28 protein-coding genes are annotated in these 20894 nt (G+C 47.3%); 11 read left to right on the forward strand and 17 right to left on the reverse strand.

What is annotated here, in order from left to right; genetic code table 11:
• Positions 1-33: 33 nt before the first annotated feature.
• Genes nuoK through ACYQZ0_RS08680 form a run of 7 tightly spaced genes read right to left on the reverse strand, consistent with a single transcriptional unit; the run spans position 34 to position 5143 of the window.
• Entirely contained in the window at positions 34-336 is a 303-nt protein-coding gene (nuoK, locus tag ACYQZ0_RS08650; protein WP_459776195.1) for an NADH-quinone oxidoreductase subunit NuoK, read from the reverse strand.
• A 14-nt stretch (positions 337-350) separates the two neighbouring features.
• Positions 351-839 (reverse strand): NADH-quinone oxidoreductase subunit J family protein, encoded by a 489-nt coding sequence (locus ACYQZ0_RS08655; protein WP_459776196.1) that lies wholly within the window; start codon positions 837-839, stop codon positions 351-353.
• The gene (locus ACYQZ0_RS08660; protein ID WP_459776197.1) at positions 827-1432 is read right to left on the reverse strand and encodes a NuoI/complex I 23 kDa subunit family protein; all 606 of its coding nucleotides are present in this window, start codon (positions 1430-1432) and stop codon (positions 827-829) included. Before ACYQZ0_RS08660 ends, ACYQZ0_RS08655 begins: the two co-directional genes overlap by 13 nt.
• 12 nt (positions 1433-1444) lie before the next feature.
• Complete coding sequence (gene nuoH, locus ACYQZ0_RS08665) at positions 1445-2455, reverse strand: NADH-quinone oxidoreductase subunit NuoH (RefSeq protein ID WP_459776198.1); 1011 nt, start codon at positions 2453-2455, stop codon at positions 1445-1447.
• A gap of 9 nt (positions 2456-2464) precedes the next feature.
• Positions 2465-4225: an NADH-quinone oxidoreductase subunit D gene (locus ACYQZ0_RS08670; protein WP_459776199.1), complete on the reverse strand. Its 1761-nt coding sequence runs from the start codon at positions 4223-4225 to the stop codon at positions 2465-2467.
• Positions 4226-4234: 9 nt separating this feature from the next.
• Positions 4235-4774 carry an NADH-quinone oxidoreductase subunit NuoB gene (gene nuoB / locus ACYQZ0_RS08675; RefSeq protein WP_459776200.1) on the reverse strand — a complete coding sequence of 180 codons (540 nt, stop codon included), beginning with the start codon at positions 4772-4774 and terminating at the stop codon, positions 4235-4237.
• A gap of 12 nt (positions 4775-4786) precedes the next feature.
• A complete protein-coding gene (locus tag ACYQZ0_RS08680; protein WP_459776201.1) occupies positions 4787-5143 on the reverse strand; it encodes an NADH-quinone oxidoreductase subunit A in 357 nt (118 codons plus the stop codon).
• 88 nt (positions 5144-5231) lie between these two features.
• Between ACYQZ0_RS08680 and ACYQZ0_RS08685 the strand changes: the two genes are divergently transcribed.
• Complete coding sequence (locus ACYQZ0_RS08685) at positions 5232-6407, forward strand: hypothetical protein (RefSeq protein WP_459776202.1); 1176 nt, start codon at positions 5232-5234, stop codon at positions 6405-6407.
• A gap of 18 nt (positions 6408-6425) precedes the next feature.
• Entirely contained in the window at positions 6426-6737 is a 312-nt protein-coding gene (locus ACYQZ0_RS08690) for a hypothetical protein (RefSeq protein WP_459776203.1), read from the forward strand.
• Positions 6738-6807: 70 nt separating this feature from the next.
• Here ACYQZ0_RS08690 and hslV read toward each other — a convergent pair whose 3' ends face one another.
• Positions 6808-7338: an ATP-dependent protease subunit HslV gene (gene hslV / locus ACYQZ0_RS08695; RefSeq protein ID WP_459776204.1), complete on the reverse strand. Its 531-nt coding sequence runs from the start codon at positions 7336-7338 to the stop codon at positions 6808-6810.
• A 29-nt stretch (positions 7339-7367) separates the two neighbouring features.
• Here hslV and panC point away from each other — a divergent pair, with 29 nt between their 5' ends.
• Together panC and fmt are read left to right on the forward strand one after the other, a co-directional pair.
• The gene (gene panC / locus ACYQZ0_RS08700) at positions 7368-8216 is read left to right on the forward strand and encodes a pantoate--beta-alanine ligase (RefSeq protein WP_459776205.1); all 849 of its coding nucleotides are present in this window, start codon (positions 7368-7370) and stop codon (positions 8214-8216) included.
• A complete protein-coding gene (fmt, locus tag ACYQZ0_RS08705) occupies positions 8213-9130 on the forward strand; it encodes a methionyl-tRNA formyltransferase (protein WP_459776206.1) in 918 nt (305 codons plus the stop codon). Before panC ends, fmt begins: the two co-directional genes overlap by 4 nt.
• On the opposite strand, the gene ACYQZ0_RS08710 is transcribed toward fmt, so the two are convergent.
• The 5 genes from ACYQZ0_RS08710 to ACYQZ0_RS08730 all read right to left on the reverse strand — a co-directional run bounded on the left by ACYQZ0_RS08710 (position 9100) and on the right by ACYQZ0_RS08730 (position 13996).
• On the reverse strand, positions 9100-9453 hold the full coding sequence (locus tag ACYQZ0_RS08710) for a hypothetical protein (RefSeq protein ID WP_459776207.1): 354 nt from the start codon (positions 9451-9453) through the stop codon (positions 9100-9102). The genes fmt and ACYQZ0_RS08710 overlap by 31 nt on opposite strands.
• 30 nt (positions 9454-9483) lie before the next feature.
• The gene (gene dnaK / locus ACYQZ0_RS08715) at positions 9484-11370 is read right to left on the reverse strand and encodes a molecular chaperone DnaK (RefSeq protein ID WP_459776208.1); all 1887 of its coding nucleotides are present in this window, start codon (positions 11368-11370) and stop codon (positions 9484-9486) included.
• 125 nt (positions 11371-11495) lie between these two features.
• Positions 11496-12572 carry a cytochrome-c peroxidase gene (locus ACYQZ0_RS08720; protein WP_459776209.1) on the reverse strand — a complete coding sequence of 359 codons (1077 nt, stop codon included), beginning with the start codon at positions 12570-12572 and terminating at the stop codon, positions 11496-11498.
• A gap of 26 nt (positions 12573-12598) precedes the next feature.
• The gene (locus ACYQZ0_RS08725; RefSeq protein WP_459776210.1) at positions 12599-13543 is read right to left on the reverse strand and encodes an NAD-dependent epimerase/dehydratase family protein; all 945 of its coding nucleotides are present in this window, start codon (positions 13541-13543) and stop codon (positions 12599-12601) included.
• Positions 13544-13996, reverse strand: a complete 453-nt coding sequence (locus ACYQZ0_RS08730; protein ID WP_459776211.1) for a TIGR00725 family protein — start codon at positions 13994-13996, stop codon at positions 13544-13546.
• Between the two features lie 17 nt (positions 13997-14013).
• Here ACYQZ0_RS08730 and ACYQZ0_RS08735 point away from each other — a divergent pair, with 17 nt between their 5' ends.
• Positions 14014-14241 carry a DUF2905 domain-containing protein gene (locus tag ACYQZ0_RS08735; protein WP_459776212.1) on the forward strand — a complete coding sequence of 76 codons (228 nt, stop codon included), beginning with the start codon at positions 14014-14016 and terminating at the stop codon, positions 14239-14241.
• Here the strand turns inward: ACYQZ0_RS08735 and nusB are convergent.
• Genes nusB through kdsA form a run of 4 tightly spaced genes read right to left on the reverse strand, consistent with a single transcriptional unit; the run spans position 14203 to position 16561 of the window.
• Positions 14203-14637 carry a transcription antitermination factor NusB gene (nusB, locus tag ACYQZ0_RS08740; protein ID WP_459776213.1) on the reverse strand — a complete coding sequence of 145 codons (435 nt, stop codon included), beginning with the start codon at positions 14635-14637 and terminating at the stop codon, positions 14203-14205. The two genes, ACYQZ0_RS08735 and nusB, sit on opposite strands and share 39 nt — an antisense overlap.
• Positions 14634-15098 carry a 6,7-dimethyl-8-ribityllumazine synthase gene (gene ribH, locus ACYQZ0_RS08745; protein WP_459776214.1) on the reverse strand — a complete coding sequence of 155 codons (465 nt, stop codon included), beginning with the start codon at positions 15096-15098 and terminating at the stop codon, positions 14634-14636. The genes nusB and ribH overlap by 4 nt, the downstream gene beginning before the upstream one ends.
• Before the next feature lie 4 nt (positions 15099-15102).
• Positions 15103-15765 carry a molybdate ABC transporter permease subunit gene (gene modB / locus ACYQZ0_RS08750; protein ID WP_459776215.1) on the reverse strand — a complete coding sequence of 221 codons (663 nt, stop codon included), beginning with the start codon at positions 15763-15765 and terminating at the stop codon, positions 15103-15105.
• Positions 15758-16561: a 3-deoxy-8-phosphooctulonate synthase gene (kdsA, locus tag ACYQZ0_RS08755; protein ID WP_459776216.1), complete on the reverse strand. Its 804-nt coding sequence runs from the start codon at positions 16559-16561 to the stop codon at positions 15758-15760. The genes modB and kdsA overlap by 8 nt, the downstream gene beginning before the upstream one ends.
• 100 nt (positions 16562-16661) lie before the next feature.
• On the opposite strand from kdsA, the gene ACYQZ0_RS08760 reads away from it, so the two are divergent.
• The 6 genes from ACYQZ0_RS08760 to ACYQZ0_RS08785 all read left to right on the forward strand — a co-directional run bounded on the left by ACYQZ0_RS08760 (position 16662) and on the right by ACYQZ0_RS08785 (position 20892).
• The gene (locus tag ACYQZ0_RS08760) at positions 16662-17261 is read left to right on the forward strand and encodes a tetratricopeptide repeat protein (protein WP_459776217.1); all 600 of its coding nucleotides are present in this window, start codon (positions 16662-16664) and stop codon (positions 17259-17261) included.
• Entirely contained in the window at positions 17261-17956 is a 696-nt protein-coding gene (gene uppS / locus ACYQZ0_RS08765) for a polyprenyl diphosphate synthase (protein ID WP_459776218.1), read from the forward strand. The genes ACYQZ0_RS08760 and uppS overlap by 1 nt, the downstream gene beginning before the upstream one ends.
• The gene (locus ACYQZ0_RS08770; RefSeq protein WP_459776219.1) at positions 17949-18656 is read left to right on the forward strand and encodes a phosphatidate cytidylyltransferase; all 708 of its coding nucleotides are present in this window, start codon (positions 17949-17951) and stop codon (positions 18654-18656) included. The genes uppS and ACYQZ0_RS08770 overlap by 8 nt, the downstream gene beginning before the upstream one ends.
• An 18-nt stretch (positions 18657-18674) precedes the next feature.
• Positions 18675-19115 carry a DsrE family protein gene (locus ACYQZ0_RS08775; RefSeq protein WP_459776220.1) on the forward strand — a complete coding sequence of 147 codons (441 nt, stop codon included), beginning with the start codon at positions 18675-18677 and terminating at the stop codon, positions 19113-19115.
• A 62-nt stretch (positions 19116-19177) separates the two neighbouring features.
• The gene (locus tag ACYQZ0_RS08780) at positions 19178-20212 is read left to right on the forward strand and encodes a hydrogenase small subunit (RefSeq protein ID WP_459776221.1); all 1035 of its coding nucleotides are present in this window, start codon (positions 19178-19180) and stop codon (positions 20210-20212) included.
• On the forward strand, positions 20212-20892 hold the full coding sequence (locus tag ACYQZ0_RS08785; RefSeq protein ID WP_459776222.1) for a hypothetical protein: 681 nt from the start codon (positions 20212-20214) through the stop codon (positions 20890-20892). The genes ACYQZ0_RS08780 and ACYQZ0_RS08785 overlap by 1 nt, the downstream gene beginning before the upstream one ends.
• Positions 20893-20894 lie beyond the last annotated feature (2 nt).

Here is a 20894-nt window from a genome sequence, read left to right on the forward strand (position 1 = left end):
GTGGTGTCAGAATAGCTCCCAGCTCTATCATTTTCAGTCCCTCAGCTGAGAAATTTCGTGGGAAGCCTCATAACCTTTTAGCCTGAATATGGAAACTATCAGCCCCAGCCCCACCGCAACCTCCGCAGCGGCAACGGTCAGAACAAAGAAGGCAAAAATCTGCCCATCAACCCTTCCGAGGGCTTTATCAACCGCAACAAGAGCAAGGTTAATCCCGTTTAGCATAAGCTCCGTGCTAACCAGAATGGTTATTAAGTTTTTCCTAACTATAACACCGAGAAGGCCTATCAAAAATAAAGCGATGCTTAAGATTATATAAGCCTTGATTATATCCATACTCCCCACCTCTTTCACTCTTCCCTTCTTCCAAGAAGTATAGCACCTATCATAGCAACGAGCAGAATAACGGACGCAACTTCAAAGGGAAAGAGATAGCTCGTAAATAAAGTCTTTCCTATCTCCTTCACGTTGTCCTTAACAACCCCTACGGGCTGGGCTAACTTTCCTTTAATTACCATGTAGCTCATAACGACAAAGAGTACAAGGAGAATCGGGGAAGCTGTTAGGAGTTCCGCCTTGTAGAAACCCTCAAAGCGTTTAATCTTCTCCCACGGGATAGTAGTTATGACGAGGACGTAAAACACCACTATGGCGACAGCGTAAATGATGAGCTGGAGACCCGCAAGGAGCTCCGCCCCGAGGGAGAGGAATAGTCCAGCCATCGCAAGGAGTGAGGATAGGAAGAAGAGAATAACGTGAATGGGGCTCTTTACAAAAACAACACCGAGGGCGGAAACTATCAACCAAGCTCCCAGAACCGAGAATATTATCCACTCCACTCTATCTTCCCCCAAAGTTTTTCCCTTTCCTTATCGTTAGGCCATATTCTGTCTGGCTCATCGCCCCTTCTCTGCTTAAAGTCTATAGCAAACCTCTCAAGGTCCTCCATGCGGAGAACCTCATTCCTCCTTGAGTAGCCCGCAAGCTCAAATATATCGGTCATGGTAAGGCAACCGACGGGACAGGCGTCAACACATAGACCGCAGAAAAGGCAGTTAAGAAGGTTCATATCAAACCTGACGACCTTCTTCTTTCCGTTGGGAAGCTGAACAGCCTCTATCCTGAATAGGGTCGGCATGGGACAGGCGGTCTGACACATGTAGCAGGCAACGCACCTGCTTTTTGCCTTCTCGTAAGACATGAACTTTTCAATAGCCTTCAGGGAGTCAGGCTCCGTTCCGTCCCATACGTAGTGTCCGTGGGCTCCCCTGAAGCGTTTGGGAGGAGTGAGCTTCTCCTTAGGGTATTCGGTTGTTATGGGTTTCCTGAGGAGATTCTTTAAGGTGACGGAAAGACCCTTAAGGAAGTCTATAAAGAATATTGCCTCAAGGATATTCAGGTAATCCTTTCTGTTCAGTCTCTTTACCTTCATAACATCCCTCCTTTAAAAGGCGTAAACAACAACTGCGGTAATTATAACGTTGAGAATGGCTATGGGAAGGAGTATCTTCCAGGCTATTTCCGTGACGTCCTTTGCCTGAAATCTCGGTAAGGTCCAGTGGAGCCACAGGGTAAAGAAAACGAGTGCGAATGTCTTGAACACAAACCAGAAGTAGGGGGAAAGGGGTCCGAGGATGTTGGGGCCGTCCCATCCTCCGAAGAACAGGACAACCGCTATGGCCGAAAGGGCTATCACGTTTATATACCACTCCGCGAGGGGGAAGGCTCCGAACTTCATTCCCCCGTATTCAACGTTATAACCAGTTACGAGCTCAGCCTCCGCCTCCTGTATGTCAAAGGGAACCCTTCCGCTCTCCGCAAGCATACAGTAGAGGTAAAGTATGAAGGCGACGGGCTGGTAAACTATGAACCAAACTCCCTTCTGAATTTGGGCCTCAACTATTCCGACTGTGCTCAGGGTCCCCGCAAGGAGTATAACACCCAGCACGGAAAAGCCGAGAACCACCTCGTAGGCTATAACAACCGCTGCCTTCCTGAGGGAGCCTATAAAGGCATACTTTGAGTTTGATGCCCATCCCGAGAATATGGTTCCGTAAACCGATAGAGAACCGAAGGCAAAGGCGAGAAGCAGGGCTATATTCACATCCGCTATTATGGGCTCAACGTAGGTGTTTCCTATCCTGAAACCGGGTCCCCACGGGACAACAGCGAGGAGCAGAATTGATGGAACGAGGGCCATTATAACAGCCATGTAGTAAACGGGCTTATCCGCCCCGCGGGGAATTATGGTTTCTTTAGTAGCAAGCTTTATAGCATCCGCTATGGGCTGGAGAAGTCCGAAAGGACCTACAACAGTGGGACCGAGCCTGTTCTGTATGTGTCCCGCGAGCTTTCTCTCAAACCATGTGAGGTAAGCACCGACACCGAGGGCTATGAGGAAAACGGTAAGAACCTTTACGAACATAAGCGCGAGCGAAAGGAGATAGCCTTCCATACCACCCTCCTAACGGTCCGTTTCACCTACGACTGGGTCAAGGCTCCCGAGAAGTGCTATAGCGTCTGCTATCGTTCTTCCCTGAATCAGCTTGGGGAATATGGATAGGTTATAGAGGGCTCCCGAGCGTATCCTTAGCCTGTAGGGATTTCCTCCGCCTTTTGAGTAGATGTAAAAACCGAGCTCACCCCTCGGGTTCTCACCGCTGAAGTAAACCTCGCCGGGTGGAGCACTCTCCCCGTGAACGACAACCCTGAAGGACTTCACCATGCTCTCAAGGTCGTGGAAAACGTCCTCCTTCGGAGGGATTACTGCGGGATGCTCCTTGTTGAGATAGGGAGCGTCTTTTGGTAATTTCTCAAGTTTCTCAACGCATTGTTCTATTATCCTTACGCTCTGGGCCATCTCTTCCATTCTCACGAGATACCTGTCGTAAACGTCCCCGACCTCTCCCACGGGTATGTCAAAATCAACCTCATCGTATGCTGCGTAGGGCTGGAGCTTCCTGAGGTCGTAGGGAACGCCCGAGCCCCTCGCAACGGGTCCCGAAAGCCCGTATTTATGAACGTCATCCCTCGTTATAATTCCCACGTCTTTCGTCCTTCTGAGCCAAATCCTGTTTCTCGTCAAAAGGGTGTGATACTCCTTCAGCCTTTGGGGAAAGTCCTTTATAAAGTGTTTCACAACGTCAAGGGTTCCCTCAGCGAGGTCGTAATGAACTCCCCCTATTCTGAGAAAACAGGAGGTGAGTCTGTATCCCGCATTTCCCTCTATTATGTCCATTATCTTTTCCCTTTCCCTGAAGGCATAAAGGAAAACGGTAAGGGCTCCAAGGTCAAGGGCTCCCGTTCCGAGCCAGAGGAGGTGGGAGTTAATCCTCTGGAGCTCCGCAAACATCGTTCTTATATACCTTGCCTTTTCGGGAACTTCCACACCGAGGAGCCTCTCAACCGCTTCAACGTATGCAAGCTCGTTGCATATGGCGGATATGTAGTCCATCCGGTCCGTGTAGGGTATGAACTGGAAGTAATGGAGGTTTTCCGCGAGCTTCTCCATACCTCTGTGGAGCTGCCCGAGTATTACATCGCTCTGAACGACCTTCTCACCCTCAAGGTCAAATAAAAACCAGATAGTTCCGTGGGTTCCGGGATGAAGGGGGCCCCAGTTCAGAACGAGCTCAGCCTTTTTCTTTAGCCTTGCTTTTTCGGTCCTTTCAAGGTCCTCAAGTGTGGGGAGCTTAGTATGAACGAGTTCAAAGTCGTGGGAGGGTGGGTCGGTTCTTCCGTGCATGACTTCGGTAAGGGAGGGAAGTTCAACCTCGGGTATGCCCTGAAGGGGGAAATCCTTTCTAAGGGGAAAGTGTTCATATCCCTCCCACATGAACATTCTTCTCAGGTTGTCGTGTCCCTGAAAAAGGACCCCGAACATATCGTAGGCTTCTCTCTCCGCCCACTTTGCACCGGGCCAGAGGTCCTCTATCGTCGGAAGTTTTCCGTTTTCAGCCCAGCACTTTACTATTACCCTTTCGTTCTCCTCGGGGTTGTAGAGTATATAAACACCCTGGAAGCGTTTGGGGTGTTCGGGAAAATCTATGCAGGTGAGGTCAACAAAGTGAAGAAATCTTTCCTTATCCCTCAGGTATGTGAGGAGCTTTCTCAGGGTGTTGTAGTCCGTCTCAAATCCCCTTGTGTGCTGAGTTTCTATAAATTTTACCCTGTCCTTGAACTCCTGCCTTACCCTCTCTACGCTCGCGGTGTTAATCCATTTCATAATTTATCCTCACACCTTAAGTTCTCTGGGAACGAATATTCCCTCCTTCTCTATCTCCCTGTTGAAGTCAGCAAAGAGCTTGTCATATTTGGTTATACCCTGTTCCTTAATCTTCCTCTGGAGCTGGAGTATTCCGTATATGAGCCCCTGGGGTGTTGGAGGACATCCGGGTATGTAAACGTCAACGGGTATGATACGGTCAACGCCCTGAAGGGTTGAGTATGTGGGGAATGGTCCTCCTGCGGAAGCACATCCTCCCATGGATATACACCACTTGGGGTCAGGCATCTGGTCCCATATGAGCTTCAGCATCGGGGCAACCTTATTAACAACCGTTCCCGCAACTATGAGAACGTCCGCCTGTCTCGGAGAAGCCCTGAATATGACACCGAGCCTGTCAAGGTCAAAACGGGAAGCAGCGGTGTGCATCATCTCTATAGCACAACAAGCGAGACCAATCGTCACGGGCCAGAGGGCGTTCCTCCTTCCCCATCTGAGAAGCTCTTCTACCGTTGTTGTAACAAATCCGTTAGAATTTATAGCAACCATGGCACTTACCTCCTACATCTCCCAGTTTAAAGCACCTTTACGCCAAGCGTATATAAAACCTAATGTAAGTATCCCCACGAATACAATGACCTCTATTAAACCGTAAATGCCTATATCCTTAAACACAACAGCCCATGGGAAGAGGTAAGCGGCTTCTATATCAAAGAGTATCAGGAGAAGCCCGAGGAGGTAATATCCCTGCTTGAAGGTTCCCCTCGCCTCCTTATCGTATAGGGGAACACCGCACTCGTAGGGATAATCCTCAAGGGGGTCCTTCTTTCTCATGCCGAGTATATCGTTAACTACAGCCTGCCCGAGAGCTATCGCAAGGGCAACAATAAATGCAATGCCGAGGGCAATGTACTCCATACAATCCCTCCGAAAGAAAAAGGTATCTAAAGATATACCAATGTTTTAGTTTTCTGTCAACTTCATTACTCGGTTATAATCAATAACCATGAATATGTATACCGACGGAGAAAGAGTTTTCCTTGCAAAGGATTACAGAGTGGAGGGGTTCAGCAAGAAGGAGCTCCTTGAGAAGGGTGAGAAAAAGGTTGTGTGGCAGTCCGCAAAGCTCTCTGAAACGCCCACGCTCCTCACGAACACCCGCTTTTACCTCTTCGGAGCGGGAAAGACATACCTGATGAGAATGGACAGGAGGAACGGGGAAACCCAGGAGATAGACTTTGAGAAGGAGATAATAGACCTCACATCTGACCTCAGGGATGTTTACTTCATAACCCACGAGGGTATATACAAGCTTGACGCGGAAAGGTTTGAGAAGGCGAGGATAGAGAGGCTGCCCGTGTCCGACATACTTGAGAAGCCCATAAGGACGTTGGACCTGATAGGGGATTACCTTTACGTTGGTGCCGGAAACTGGCTCTACAAAATAAAGAAGGACGGAGGAAAGGAAGGGGAGAAGGCCCTCGTTGATATAAGGAAGGTTCTTGCGGATTACGAGGGACCAGTTGCTATTACCGAGGACAAGGTTCTTTATCTTACCGATGAGATGGAGGTTCTCTCAAACGGATTTTACGAGGGAGAGTTTATAAAGGGAGAGCACGGGGCATACCAGACCTACGTTCTCACATCAACCCATTTCAGCGTATTCGGGAGAACGGGTGAGAGGATAGCCCACGTTGAGTATCAGCATTACGCCACCTTCACCGAAGGTCTTAACCACATATACTACTACGACGAAAAGGAAGGAGACCTTACATACGCATTCAAGAGGGACCTCCTCGGGGATGACTTCATAAACATAGACCTAGTTGACACGCTCGCCCTGGTCTTTGCAAGCCTTATGGCTGTTGAAGAGGCGGGAAACAGAGTTAGACTGAAGGAGAAGAGGGGATTTATAGACGTTGACGTTAACCACAAGCACGTTGATATGGAAAAGGTATTCCTAAAGCTCTCAAAATACTTCCCCGAGATATTCTACCTTTACAAAAACCCCGGATATTACGACGAGATAGATAGCTTTGCGGAAAGGTATGAATTATTTATAAGGGAAGGTGAGGAGGTAAAGCTTAACACCTCACTCCTTGAGAGATTTTCCCAGATAAGGAAGGATTTCAATACCTTTAAAGAGGATATAGTTAAGGATATCCTTTCCCTCGCGGGCTGATTTTCTATCTTATTCCTTATGGAGAGGAAGGAGATTTCGCAGGAGACGATAAACACCTTAATTGAGCTCATGAAAGGAGTCGTAGGGGAAGGGGGAGTAAATACCGTAATGAAAAAGCTTGAGGGGAATCTTTCGGGAAGGGAGCTCGTTTACACCTTTGCGGAAGAAATGATGAAGCTATACGGGGATAAAGGCTCTTACGCAATCATAGGGCAGGCATATGCAGGTGTGTTTTTTACGACCTACTCGCATCAAACGGTTTTAAGCCCGTGGAGCACGCGGTTTGCTGGTGCGGATGGGGATTTATTGAGGGCTTCGTCAGGGAGTTAAAAGGGGTAAAGGGTATAGAGTGGAAAGAAAGGGACCACGAAAACAGAATTTGTTACTTTAAGTTCCTCCACTAAAGCTCTTCTATAGTGAAGCTGTCGTTTGTGTATATGCATATCTCCGAAGCAATCTTTAGGGCCTTTTCCACTATCTCCCTTGCCTCCATATCGGTATTTCTGTAAAGGGCCAGGGCCGCGGCTTTTGCGTAGTTTCCCCCTGAACCTATGGCGAGGACGGGTTCATCGGGCTCTATCACGTCCCCGTTTCCCGATATGAGGAGCAATCTATCCCTGTCCGCAGCGAGGAGGAGTGCCTCAAGCCTCCTCAGGTATTTATCCATTCTCCATTCTTTTGCGAGCTCAACGGAAGCCTTTATGAGGTTTCCCCTGAACTCCTCAAGCTTTGCCTCAAGCCTCTCCATCAAAGCGAGTCCGTCCGCGGCACTTCCCGCAAACCCGACGAGAACCTGGTTCTTATACAGCCTCCTTATCTTCCTTGCCTTGTGCTTTAAAACAGCATCTCCGAAGGTGACCTGACCGTCCCCGCCCATAACCGTTTTTCCGTTCTTCCTTACTGCCAGTATGGTTGTGGCTCTGCCTTCCATAAGCTTAATTCTATTAAAATATTTATCCCATGCCTCTCCTTTTTAAGAAAATAAAGGACTTGAGGAACTTCCTTAAGAGCAAGAAGTGTGAAGGGAAGGAGATAGGTTTCGTTCCTACAATGGGATACCTCCACGAGGGACACAGAGCTTTAATAAGGCTCGCAAGGATGCAGAACGATATAGTCGTCGTTAGCATATTTGTAAACCCTACCCAGTTCGGGGAAGGAGAGGATTACGAGAGGTATCCGAGGGATTTGGAAAGGGATTTAGCCGTATGCGAGGAAGAAGGTGTTGACATAGTTTTCGCCCCCGACGTTAAAGAGATGTATCCTAAGGGATACAGGACAAAGGTGTGCGTAGGTGAGCTCGGGAACGTATTGGAGGGGGCTTTCAGGCCGGGACACTTTAACGGTGTTGCGACGGTTGTTGTGAAGCTCTTTAACATAGTTCAGCCCGACAGGGCTTACTTCGGGGAAAAAGACTATCAACAGCTTAAGATAATAGAGGAGGTCGTTGAGGACCTAAATATACCCGTTGAGATTGTTCCCGTTCCAATAGTAAGGGAGAAGGACGGACTCGCTTACAGCTCAAGGAACGTTTATCTCTCCCCGGAAGAGAGGGAGTCCGCACTCGCCATATACAAATCCTTCCTGCTTGCCCAGAAGATGATTAAAGCGGGGGAGAGGGACGCAAATAGGATAAAGGAAGCTATAAGGAAGTTTATTGAGAAACACCCCCACGTTAAGGGAATAGATTACGTTGAGATAACGGACGAGAACCTAAAGCCGAAAGAGACCGTTGAGAAGGGAGACAGGATACTCGTAGCGGTAAGAGTGGGTAATGCGAGACTTATAGATAACTGGAAGGTTGAGGTGTGAGGAAGATACTCTTTATGGGAACGCCCCAGTTTGCGGTACCGAGCCTGAAGGAGCTCGCAAAAAATTTTGAGATAATAGGTGTTGTTGCCCAGCCCGACAGACCGGCCGGAAGGGGGAAAAAGATAAAGCCCCCTCCCACAAAGGTTGTCGCCAAAGAGCTCGGAATTCCCGTTTACCAGCCTGAGAACAAAAGGGAGCTTACGGAAATCGTAAAAGCACTTAAGCCCGAGTGTATAGTCGTTGTCGCATACGGAATGATTCTCCCGAAGGAAGTCCTTGATATACCGCCTTTTAAGGTGATTAACCTTCACGCATCCCTTCTCCCGAAATACAGAGGTGCTGCACCCATTCAGAGGGCAATAATGGCCGGTGAGAAGGAAACGGGAAACACGGTAATGCTCGTGAACGAGGAGATGGACGCCGGAGATATCTTATCCCAGGAGAAGGTAAAGATAGAGGAGGAGGATAACTTCTTAACCCTTTCGGAAAAGCTCGCAAACAGGGGAGCTAAGCTCCTCGTAAATACCCTTAAGGAGTGGTTTGAAGGAAGAATAAAACCCGTTCCCCAGAATCACAGGGAAGCAACCTATGCCCCTCCCGTTCGGAAGGAAGAATACAGGATTTGCTGGAAAGCTTCCGCGGAAAGCGTAAGGGACCGCATAAGGGGGCTTTATCCCAACGCATATACACTCTTTAGAGGGGAAAGGATAAAGATTCTTAAGGCAAGGGTTGTTGATATAAGCGGGTATCCCGGAGAAGTTCAGGACCAAAGAAGGTTCATCGTTGCCTGTGGGGAAAGAAGCATTGAGATACTCGAGCTAATCTCACCCAAAGGTAAGAAGATGAGCGGTGAGGACTTCATGAGAGGATACAGACCGAAGCTTTACGAGGCTTTGGGCTCACAACCGCAGTGAGGGCAAACCTTTGCCTTTCTCGGTATTACCATACAACAAAGGGGGCATATTTTCCTTCCCGTGAGGAATAGAAATGGAGTAGTATTTGAGAGAACCTTCCCGAAATAGTAAAGAAAAAGAACTGCAAATATAACAAACCATGCCTTTAAGAGCTCAAGCTTATCCATTCCGTATTTCAGCCAGAAGTAGGTTGTTCCAAGGGAGGAAATCCAGAAGGAAAACCTCTTTGGTAAAAATACTGAAGCGATTAAGTATAGGAAGGCAAACCAGATAAAAAAGACGATAACGGGTTCTTTGATAATTCTTAATACGTCTTCGTTCATTAAAAAAGAAGTATAGGGAGGGGAGGGGGATTAATCAACGGGTTTTGCCTCTACCTCTCCCTCTCCGCCTTCGTCCTTCTTCTCGGTCTTACCCGCTTCCCCGTAAAGGGTTGTTCCGAGCTTTGAGGATACCTGGAGAACTCTTTCTGTAACTCTTTTGACTTCGTTTATATCCGTTGCGGTTTCTATGGTTTTCTTCGCCTCTTCAATAACCTTTTCCGCTTCCTGCTTTACATCCGCGGGAACTTTATCCCCCGCTTCTTTTAGGGTCTTTTCAAGCTGGTAAACGAGGTGGTCAAGCTGGTTCTTAGCCTCTATGAGCTCCTTCTTCTTCCTGTCTTCTTCCGCGTGCTCTTCCGCCTCTTTTATTATCCTTTCTATCTCTTCTGGTGTGAGTCCCGAGGATATCTCTACTCTTACGGACTGCTCTTTACCCGTTCCGAGGTCCTTAGCTGTAACGTGGAGTATTCCGTCCGCGTCTATGTCAAAGCAAACCTCTATTTTTGGAACGCCTCTCGGTGCGGGAGGTATTCCCGTAAGATAGAACTTTGCAAGGGATTTGTTATCCTTTGCGAGGGGTCTCTCTCCCTGGAGGACGTGTATCTCAACCTCGGTCTGGTAGTCGTGGGCTGTCGTGAATACCTCGCACTTCCTTACGGGTATGGGTGTGTTCCTGGGTATAAGAACGGTCATAACGCCTCCGTAGGTCTCTACTCCCAAGGATAGCGGTGTTACGTCTACGAGAACAATTTCCTTTACTTCTCCCGCAAGGACGCCCGCCTGTATTGCCGCTCCCATTGCGACAACTTCGTCGGGATTTAATCCCTTGTGGGGTTCCTTTCCGAAGAATTCCTTAATCTTTTGTTGAACGAGGGGTATTCTCGTTGAACCTCCGACGAGAACCACTTCGTCTATATCCGAGGGCTTTAGCTTAGCATCTTCAAGAGCTTGTTTGACTATGTCTATGGTCCTGTCTATGAGGTCATTTATCATTTCCTCAAGTCTTGCCCTTGTTAGCTTCTTTTGGAGGTGAAGGGGCTGGTTCGTATTGGGGTCTATCGTTATGAAGGGTAGGTTTATCTCGGTCTCCATCTTGAAGGAAAGCTCCTTCTTAGCCTGTTCCGCTGCTTCCTTCAGCCTTTGGAGTGCGGTTCTGTCCTGCCTGAGGTCTATGCCGTGTTCCTTTTTGAACTCTTCAATGAGCCATTCCATTATCCTCTCGTCTATGTTAGCTCCACCGAGGTGGGTATCTCCCGCGGTCGCCTTAACCTCTATAACACCGTCTCCGCCTTCAAGTATTGAGACGTCAAAGGTTCCGCCACCGAAGTCATAAACAAGTATCCTTACGTTTTCCTTCTTGTGGAGTCCGTAAGCCATTGCGGCAGCGGTCGGCTCGTTAAGTATCCTCACTACCTCAAGACCTGCAATCTTTCCCGCGTCCTTTGTTGCCTGTCTTTGTCTCTCGTTGAAGTATGCGGGAACGGTTATTACCGCCTTCTTTACGGGCTCACCTAAAAAGGCTTCCGCTGCTTCCTTTAGCTTTCTGAGGACGTGAGCTCCCACCTCCTCGGGTCTTACGAGCTTTCCAGCATTGGGTATATCAAAGGCTGCGTCTCCCTTCTCGTCGGGAACTACCTTGTAGGAAACTCTTTTTGCCTCTTCCTTTACCTCTTCAAACTTCCTCCCTATAAACCTTTTACTCTCGTATACCGTATTTTCGGGGTCAAGGATAGCCCTTCTCTTTGCGGGGTCTCCTACGAGAACCTCCTTTTCCTTAGTCCAGGAGACGACTGAGGGGGTAAGCCTTGAACCTTCTTGGTTCTGAATTACAACCGCCTCATCTCCCATCATAACCGCTACGACTGAGTTCGTCGTTCCGAGGTCTATACCGATTATTTTTTCTTTCTTTTCCGCCATTTTATCACCTCCTTTTTTTCTCTCTTTATTATAAAAATTTAGTAAATTTATGTCAAGTTTTGTATGACTAATATTATTAAGGGTTTAAAAAGGCAAAAAAATTTAAGGGGAAAAAGGAAGAGGACTTAGAACTGGGGCTTGGGAGTGTTTTCCCTTGAAGGAGGAAGTTCAGGAACTTCTAAAGCGTGCTTGGGTATTTCTCCCGTGAGTGCCTTCAGGAAGGCAACGATATCCTTAACTTGCTGGTCCGTAAGCTCTTTCCCGAGCTGGGTTTTAGCCATTATCCTGACCGCATCTTCTAAGCTCCATACGCTTCCGTCGTGGAAGTAGGGGTAGGTGTGTTCTATGTTCCTGAGGGAGGGAACCTTAAATACGAATATATCCGCCTCGTTCTTTGTCACACCGAACCTACCGAAGTCAACCTTTATGGTGGGCTTTTCCTTAAGAACGTAGGGGTAGGTTACTTTCCAGTACTCGGTTATCGCTCCGAACTTCGCAAACATGTGTCCGCCGACTCCCGCACCGTTGTGGCATCCCGCACATCCCACCTCTATGAAGGTTTTGAGTCCCCTCTTTTCCTGTTCGGTGAGGGCATCGGTATTTCCTTTCAGGAACTCGTCAAATCTTGAGGGTGTCATGAGCGTTCTCTCAAAGGCACCTATTGCCTTTCCTATGTTTACGTATTTAACGGGGTCCTTCTCGTTGGGGAATGCCTTCTTGAAGAGCTCAACGTATTCGGGAATTGATTTCAGGGTTTTTACAACGTTTTCCTCGGTGTTTGCCATCTCTATGGGGTTTACTATGGGTCCGAGGGCTTGTTCTTCCACGTCCTTAGCCCTTCCGTCCCAGAACTGGGCTATGTGTATGGCTGCGTTGTAAACGGTGGGTGCGTTTCTGGGTCCTATTGCCCACCTGTGCCCTATTGAGGTCGGAAGGTTATCAACTCCGTATCTCGCAAGGTTGTGGCAGGTATTACAGCTTATCAGTCCGCTCTTTGAGAGTCTCGGGTCGTAGTAAAGCATCTTCCCGAGCTTAACCTTCTCGGGCGTAACGGGATTTTCGGGATTTTCCGCTACCTTTGGAAGGGGCTTGAAATACTGCTTTGCCATCTCAAGGAGCTTCATATCCTCGGAGTTTCCCTTCTCGCTTGCCCCGAGTCCAAAACCGCTGAAGAGTGCGAGCGCCAAAGCGAGTTTTCTCATCTTTTCCACCTCCTAATTGAGAATTGTTATCTATTAAATATTATATCAAATTGCTCTAAGCTCCATTTGATACTCTCTTCATAAGAAATCGGATTTCTCTTGCAAATGGCTTTTATACCTTCCTTTACCGCTTCGTCCTCCAGTGCTCCGCAAACGTTTGGCTTCCACATCATCCTCAGCTGGTCCCTTGAGAAGGGCGGGGGCTCAAGTATCTTCTCAAGTATGTATGCGGGTATATACATGAGGCTTTTGGGTAGGGGAATCATTAAAACCTTTCTTTTCCAGTGGGAGAATATATCGGAGAGAAGTTCCTTAAAGCTCACGACCTTTGTTCCGCAAAGCTCGTAAATCTTTCGGTCGGTTTCCGGGTTTTTGAGGGCTTCCGCATAGGCACAGGCGACATCCCTTACATCAACAGGCTGGAAGGGATACTTCCCGAAGTCGGGGAGGGCTACAACGGGAAGGAGCTTTGTAATCTTGTTCATATCGTAAAAGAGTTTCTGCTCTGGACCGAGAATTATAGAGGGTCTGAAAATGGTGTAATTAAGGCCCGAGTTTATAACCTCCTTTTCCGCCCACTTCTTCGTTTGATGATACCAGGAAGGCGCAAGGTCATGGGTTCCGAGGGCACTCATAAAGAGGAACTTCCTTACTCCCGCATTCTTTGATGCCTCAACAAGGTATTTCGTATAGAGGTAATGAACCTTAAAGAAGGTGATTCCCTTTGATGGGAGTTCGTAAAGTATGCCTATAAGGTGGATTACCGCGTCGGGCTTTTCCCTATTTAACACATAAAAAACCTCTTTTCTGTTTTCAAAGTCAAGTTTTATGCCCCTTACGGAGTCCCCGAAAAGGTTTCTCAGCTTCTCCAGGCTTCTCACGCCGGCAACTACTTCGTGCCCTTCCTCAAGGAGCTTTCTCGTTATATGCCTCCCTACAAATCCCGTTGAGCCGGTTATAAACACCTTCATTTAAGCCCTCCCGAAGAATTTTTTTACCTCTTCAAGAATCTCCTTAAGGGAGCTGACCTGTTTCACGCCATCAACCTTGTGGGTTTTGTATCCGACGACATATTTTCCGAGTATTAGGGCGTAAGCTATCTCCGAAAGGGTTCCGTAATTCCCGCCTATGGCAACGACCATCTCACCGCTCGCAACAACGAGGGGATTCCTGTTCCAGCTCAGGCCCGTGTTTATCTTTATATCAACGTAGGGGTTTGCCTCGTGCCCGTCGTAGGAAGGGAGGATGCCTACCGTGAGGCCCCCTTCCTCCTTTGCACCTTTGCACACCGCTTCCATGACGCCGGTTCTCCCTCCGCACACGACAACGAGACCGAGTTTAGCAAGCTCCTTTCCGAGCCCGTAGGCTACCTCATACTCCTCCTCATTTGCCCTTGAGGAACCTATTACGGAAATCTGTCTCATAAACTACAATTTAAGTGATGGGTGAAATTGGAAAGCTTCTGGTAATCTTCGGACTGATTCTCGTTATCACCGGTGTTCTATTAATGCTCTTTGAGAAACTTCCCCTCGGACTCGGAAAACTGCCCGGGGACATACTCATAAAGAGGGATAACTTTACGATTTACATACCGATAGTAACCTCTATACTTCTGAGTATTATCCTCACCTTAATTCTTAACCTTCTCTTTCTTCTTTTCAAGAAATGAGCGATAAATTGCGGAAAGGACTCCGTTTACGAACTTTGCAGCCTTTTCGTCGGTAAACTTCTTCACTATGTCTATTATGTCTATGAAAACTCTTCCCGGCTCCTGAGATTTGAGGAACAAGAGCTCCGCCACTCCCAGCCTCAGTGCATTTCTCTCAACGTATCCGAGCCTGTCTATGCTCCAGCCTTTTAAGTGTTTCTCTATTATCGCGTCTATCTCGCTTATGTTGTTCACGGTTGTCTCAACAAGTTTCTTAGCGTACTCGTAAGTGTTCTTATTCTGAATGTTTTTCTCCTCAACAACTTCTTTGAATATCTCTGAGGGCTTATCTCCCCTCAGGTCCCACCTGTAAAGAACTAAGAAAGCGGTATCCCTTGCACTCTTCCGATATCTCATCTCAGCTTCTTAAATAAATTAGCCATTTCTATTGCGGAGAGTGCAGCCTCCCAGCCTTTATTTCCGTGCTTCGTTCCAGCTCTTTCTATAGCCTGTTCAAGGGTGTCCGCGGTTATAACGCCGAAGGTTATGGGCTTTCTCAGCTCAAGGGAAAGGTTCGCAAGCCCCTTTGATACCTCGGAAGCTATGTAATCAAAGTGGGGAGTGGCTCCCCTTATGAGGACGCCTATGGCTATTACCGCGTCTATCTCCTCCCTTCTTGCGAGCTCCCCTACCGCAACGGGAATCTCCCAGGAACCGGGAACTCTTACGAGTGTTATGTCTTCCTCCCTTCCTCCGTGTCTCAGTATGCAGTCTATAGCTCCCTCAACGAGTCTGTCCACGAGTGCGTGGTTAAAACGGGAGGCGACTATGCCGAATCTTAAACCTTCCGCTATCAGCTCTCCTTCATACGTTTTCATAACGTTAATATTTTAGGCCTTTTCTTTTACCAAAAAGGTATACGAGAATCGTTGATATAAGGGCAATAGAAAGGAGTATAAGACTCGCTATATGGGCACTTCTGTAGTCAAGGGCCTGAACGCTGTCGTATACGTATATGGAGAGTGTCTGGGTTTCCCCGGGTATGTTCCCGCCAACCATAAGAATGACGCCGAACTCCCCGAGGGTGTGAACGAAAACAAGTATGCAGGCGGTTATGATGCCCTCAAGGGAGAGGGGAAGAACAACCTTAACGTATGTTTCTATAGGTGAGTAGCCGAATATGTAAGCGGTCTCCATATACTCCTTCTTAACCTTCTCCATAACGTTAATTACGGGAAGAACCGCGAGGGGAAAGGAGTAAACGAGAGATGCGAGGAGAATTCCCTCAAAGGTGAAGAGAAGAGACGTTCCGAAAAGTTTCTTGGCAAGCCTCCCGAGAAGGCTCTCGGGGGAGAGAAGGAGAATAAGGTAAAAACCGAGAACCGTCGGTGGAAGGACGAGGGGTAGGGTAAAAAGGGAGAGGAGAAATCCCTTTCCCCTGAATTCCTTAAAGGAGATGAGGGGTGAGATTATTAGGGAAAGAAGCATAAGGATTATGGTTGTGAGGAAGGCAAGCTTAAGGCTTACGATTAGGGCCTCAAACATTAGCGGGTTTTTCGTAATACTTCTCAGCCACTTGTTTTATCTCAAGTATAGCCTCAACTATCCCATCAAGCTCTCCGAGGGGAAGCTGGGTTGCGGAATCCGATAGGGCTTTCTCGGGCTCGGGGTGTGTCTCCATAAAAACGCCGTCGCAACCGACCGCGACCGCTGCCCTGAGTAGAGGGAAGATAAACTCCCTCATTCCTCCGGATTTGTCTCCCAAACCTCCGGGGAGCTGAACGCTGTGTGTCGCATCGTAAATAACCTTAGCGTATTGTTTCATTATGGGGAGACTGCGAAAATCAACAACGAGGTTGTTATATCCGAAGCTCGTTCCCCTCTCCGTGAGGTAAATCTCCTTAGCTCCTCCGAACTTAAGCTTCTCAACAACGTTCTTTGTATCCCACGGGGCTAAAAACTGCCCTTTCTTAACGTTTACCGGCTTTCCCGTTTTTGCCGCGGCAAGAAGGAGGTCCGTCTGTCTGCACAGGAATGCGGGTATCTGGATGATATCAACAACTTCCCCGACGGGCTCCGCCTGCCAGCTCTCGTGGATATCCGTCGTCGTTTTCAGCCCGAACTCCTCCTTTACACGCCTAAGAGCCTTCAGGCCGTAATCAAGCCCGTGCCCCCTGAAAGAGTGTATGGAGGAGCGGTTAGCCTTATCAAAGGAGGACTTAAACACGAACTCAACGTCCCTGAATTTATCCTGAAGCTCCCTAATCTTCTCCGCTACTCTCAGAACAAGAGACTCGCTCTCTATTGCACAGGGTCCCGCTATTATCAGAAATTTTTCCATGGTATCTGTTAATATAATACTGGTCATGAGAAAGGGGATGTTATTACTCCCAATTTTAATTATTGCCTGTGCTCCCGTCTCGGAAAAGGAAATAAAAATTATGAAAAAGAGGATAAGCGAGCTTGAGGGACGCGTCGCTAAACTGGAAGAGAGGCAGGAGGAAACGAGCGAGAAACTGGAAATAATTAACGAGAGGGTAGACAAAATTGCGCAAGAGGTCGGGGAGATAAAGAGGAGAATTTACCTAAAAACGGAAAAAGGAGAAGAGTTGATTGAAGAGGAAACTTCTAAATCCTTAGAAGAGATTGAGGAAAATCCGGAGGAAGAGTACAGGGAAGCCCTAAACCTTTACAAGATGAAAAGACTTAACGAGGCAAGGGATGCCTTTGTGAACTTCATCAAAAAGTATCCCAAAACGAACTTAACGGATAACGCTTACTTCTGGCTCGGAACTATATACTATGAGCTCGGTAACGAAGAGAGAGCCCTTCAGATACTCAAAACGCTTATAAGCAAGTGTAAGGAAGGTAGACTTCCCGACTGCAATAAGCTCCCCGACACCTATTACATGCTCGTAAAGATTTATGCGGAAGAAGGAAACGAAAGCGAAGCCGAAAGGTATTTAAACAGATTAAAAGAGGAGTTCCCGGACACGCCCCTTATTGAAAAGGCTGAGAAGGTTTTATACAAAAATGAGTAATGAGTCTTAAAATTCCCGAGCACGTAGCTATAATAATGGACGGAAACGGAAGGTGGGCAAGGAAAAGGGGGCTCCCCCGTATAGCCGGGCATTACAAAGGTGCGGAAGTTGCGGAGGATATAGTTGAGTTTGCAATTGAGCTCGGTATAAAACATCTAACGCTCTTCGCCTTCTCAACGGAAAACTGGAATAGACCGAAAGAGGAAGTTGAAGCTTTATTTGAGCTTTTGAGGAGATACCTCCAGACAAAGAAGGATAAGCTTTATAAACTCGGGATAAGAGTTCGCTTCATCGGGAGGAGGGACAGGATAAACAAGGAACTTGTGAAGCTAATGCAGGAGATAGAGGAAGAATCAAAGAAGTTTAAAAATTTGTTTCTGAACCTCGCTGTTGATTACGGGGGAAGGGACGACATACTGAGGGCGGTAAAGAAAGCTGTAAAGCTCCAGAGGGAGGAGATAACTGAAGAGCTATTCTCTAGCCTTCTTGATCTCTCCTGTTCCCCCGACCCCGACCTCCTCATAAGAACTGCGGGTGAAAAAAGGATATCAAACTTCCTCCTTTGGAATCTCGCTTACACAGAGCTGTACTTTTCCGAAACACTTTGGCCAGACTTCAGCAGGGAGGAGTTCTTAAAAGCCCTCGAGGACTTCTCAAGGAGAAAGAGGAAGTTCGGAAGGGTGCTTGATGAGTAGGGAATCCTACGGATTGGCAATAGGCCTTATCGTTATACTCATTACCTTTTTACCCCTTCCCTTGTTTGCTTTTTTCGTATGTCTTCTTTCCTTTTTTGTATCAAAGGAAGTTTCAAAGGTTTTTAAAGAAGATATCTCTTTATTCTCACCCCTTATACTGCTTGTTCATTATCTTCTAAGTCCACTTACTTATCCCTTAATCGGTCTTCTTGCCCTTTACAGGGGGTATAAAACATGGTCAATTGAATCCTTTCTCAAAGTTGTTTTTCTCGGCTTTTACCCTGCTCTCTTTCTTTCTTACCTTATAGGTATAAGGGAAAAGGGGGTTTTCATAACTCTCGTTTTTATATTCGGTATATGGATAAACGACGTTTTCGCTTACTACACGGGAAAGTATTTCGGAAAAACTCCTTTATTTCCTAAAATCTCACCTAAGAAAACCCTTGAGGGATTTTTAGGGGGTTTAATTCCCGCATCCTTATTTTACGGATTCCTTCTACCTGAAGATTTTTTAAAGGCTTTCTTCATAGGAATGATTACGCTAGTCTTCGGTGTCGCAGGGGATTACTTCAAATCCTTCATAAAGAGACAATACCACATTAAGGACTTCTCAAATATTTTTGGGGAACACGGAGGATTCGCTGACAGGTTTGACGCAATCATCTTCTCTTCTCCCGTCTTTTACTTCTTCATAAATTAAGTTTTAGGGAGGTGAGTTATGAAAAGAATTTTTATATTCCTATTCCTTTTCCTTTCCCTTTCCTTTTCTGGAGAAAGGGTTTTAAAGTCTGTTTTTGACTGTGCTATTGGAGACCTTGACTGGATAAATCTCAGGCTCTCTCTTATTCAGAATACTGCTGAGATGCTCATAAAAGAGGGGAAATCCTATAAATTCGTTATAACTATACACTCTTACTGCATTCCGATTGTTGACGGAGACCTGAATAGGTATCCCAAGGAAACAAGGGAGAAGATTAAGCTCATTCAGTCTAAACTGAAGACGTTAAAGGAGCTTTACGAGGTTGATATAAAGGCCTGCAACATAGCTATGAAAAGGATGAAGATTAAAAATGTCCCTAAGTTTATAGAGGTTGTCCCGAACAGCTGGATAACGCTCATAGAGCTCCAGAACGAGGGTTACGCATTCGTTCCCTTCTGAAAATCAATTATTATTGCATCTGATAAAAATCACAATATATTACCCCATATGGAGGGGCTTAATTGAAGACGCTTTTTGAAGTCTTTAAGGATAAAGGTTATACAAGAAGGGATTTCCTTAAGTTCGCAACCTTAACGACCGCGGTTTTAGGACTTCCTCCTTCCCTCATGCCGAAAGTGGTAAAGGCTCTGGAAACGAAGCCAAAGCCAGTTGTCATATGGCTTGAGTTTCAGGATTGTGCTGGATGTTCAGAGTCCTTCATAAGGTCAACCTCCCTGCTTCCAACGGAAGTCCTTCTTGAGTTTATATCCCTTGAGTATCACGAAACGCTTATGGCGCCTTCTGGAGATTACGCGGAAGAGTCAAAGAGGGAAGCCATTGAGAAGTACAAGGGCAAGTATATACTCGTTGTTGAGGGCTCTGTGACTCCGAACGGCGTTTACTGCACCGTGGGAGGAAAGTCAAACTACGAGCTCCTGAAAGAAGCTGCGGAGAATGCCGCGTTCGTCGTTTCGGTAGGAAGCTGTGCTTCCTGGGGAGGCATTCCTAAGGCATCTCCAAATCCAACTGGTGCGGTTCCCGTATACGAGGTAATAAAGGATAAAACAGTTGTGAACGTTCCCGGATGTCCTCCCATAGGGGACGTATTGGTTGCGACCATAGTTCATTACCTTGCCCTCGGGAAGCTCCCTCCCCTTGACGGTCTCGGAAGGCCGAAGACCTTTTACGGGGAGACTATTCACGACAGGTGTTACAGGAGGGCCTTTTACAACGCCGGAAAGTTTGCGGAATCCTTTGACGACGAAAAGGCGAGAAAGGGATACTGCCTTTATAAACTCGGCTGTAAGGGGCCCATAACGAGGAACGCGTGCCCCACGATAAGGTGGAACGGAAGCCTGAGCTTCCCCATACAGTCTGGACATCCCTGTTTCGGATGCTCCGAGCCCGATTTCTGGGACAGGGGATTCATTTACAAGCCTCTCTCGGTTGTGGAAGAAGGAATAAGCTTCAAGGATATAGCTACGGGTGTAGCCATAGGAGCTGCCGCGGGTGCAGGAATCGCCTGGATAAACAAGAAGTTAAAGGGAGGAAAGTGATGAGCCTTATTGACGTTCAGGTTTACGACTTCATAAGGGGTCCCCTCCTTAAGTTTGCCATACTTATCTTCTTCGTCGGAATAGCTTACAGGTTCTTCAGGGTTCTCATACTCGGCCTTCCGAAGGATTTTGCAAAACCTAAGGGAAATCCTCCCCTTAAGGCTGTTGAGAAGATAGTTCTGAAGCCCGCTCAAGCCTGGAGATTCTTCAGGGAGGTTTTTGCCCACAGGGGTATTCAATACGTTGGCGGATTCTTATTTCACATTGGCTTTCTCGGCCTTACCTTCTTCGTTCCTCAGCACGCTTTTCTTTGGAAAGAGATTATAGGCTTTGAGCCTCCATACATGCCCCAGGTTGTTGCGGACATACTCGCATACGCTGCCCTGGGCTCCCTATTTGCCCTTACAGTTCACAGGATGTTTAACCCCGTTCTCAAGCTCCTCACAGGAAAGGACGAATACGTGGCTAACATCTTAATAGGCATAGTTCTCTTTACGGGTATATTTGCAACGAGGTGGTCGGGAGGAGGCCTATACGTATGGATGCTAAACATCCATATGCTATCCGCGGTTTTACTCATAATCTACATACCCTTCAGCAGGCTTTCCCACTTCGTTTACTACTTCGTCTCCGTCTTTTACTACGGCTGGAACGTAGGAAAGAGGGGCGTTTCCTTCTGAAG

Source organism: Aquifex pyrophilus (assembly GCF_054656935.1).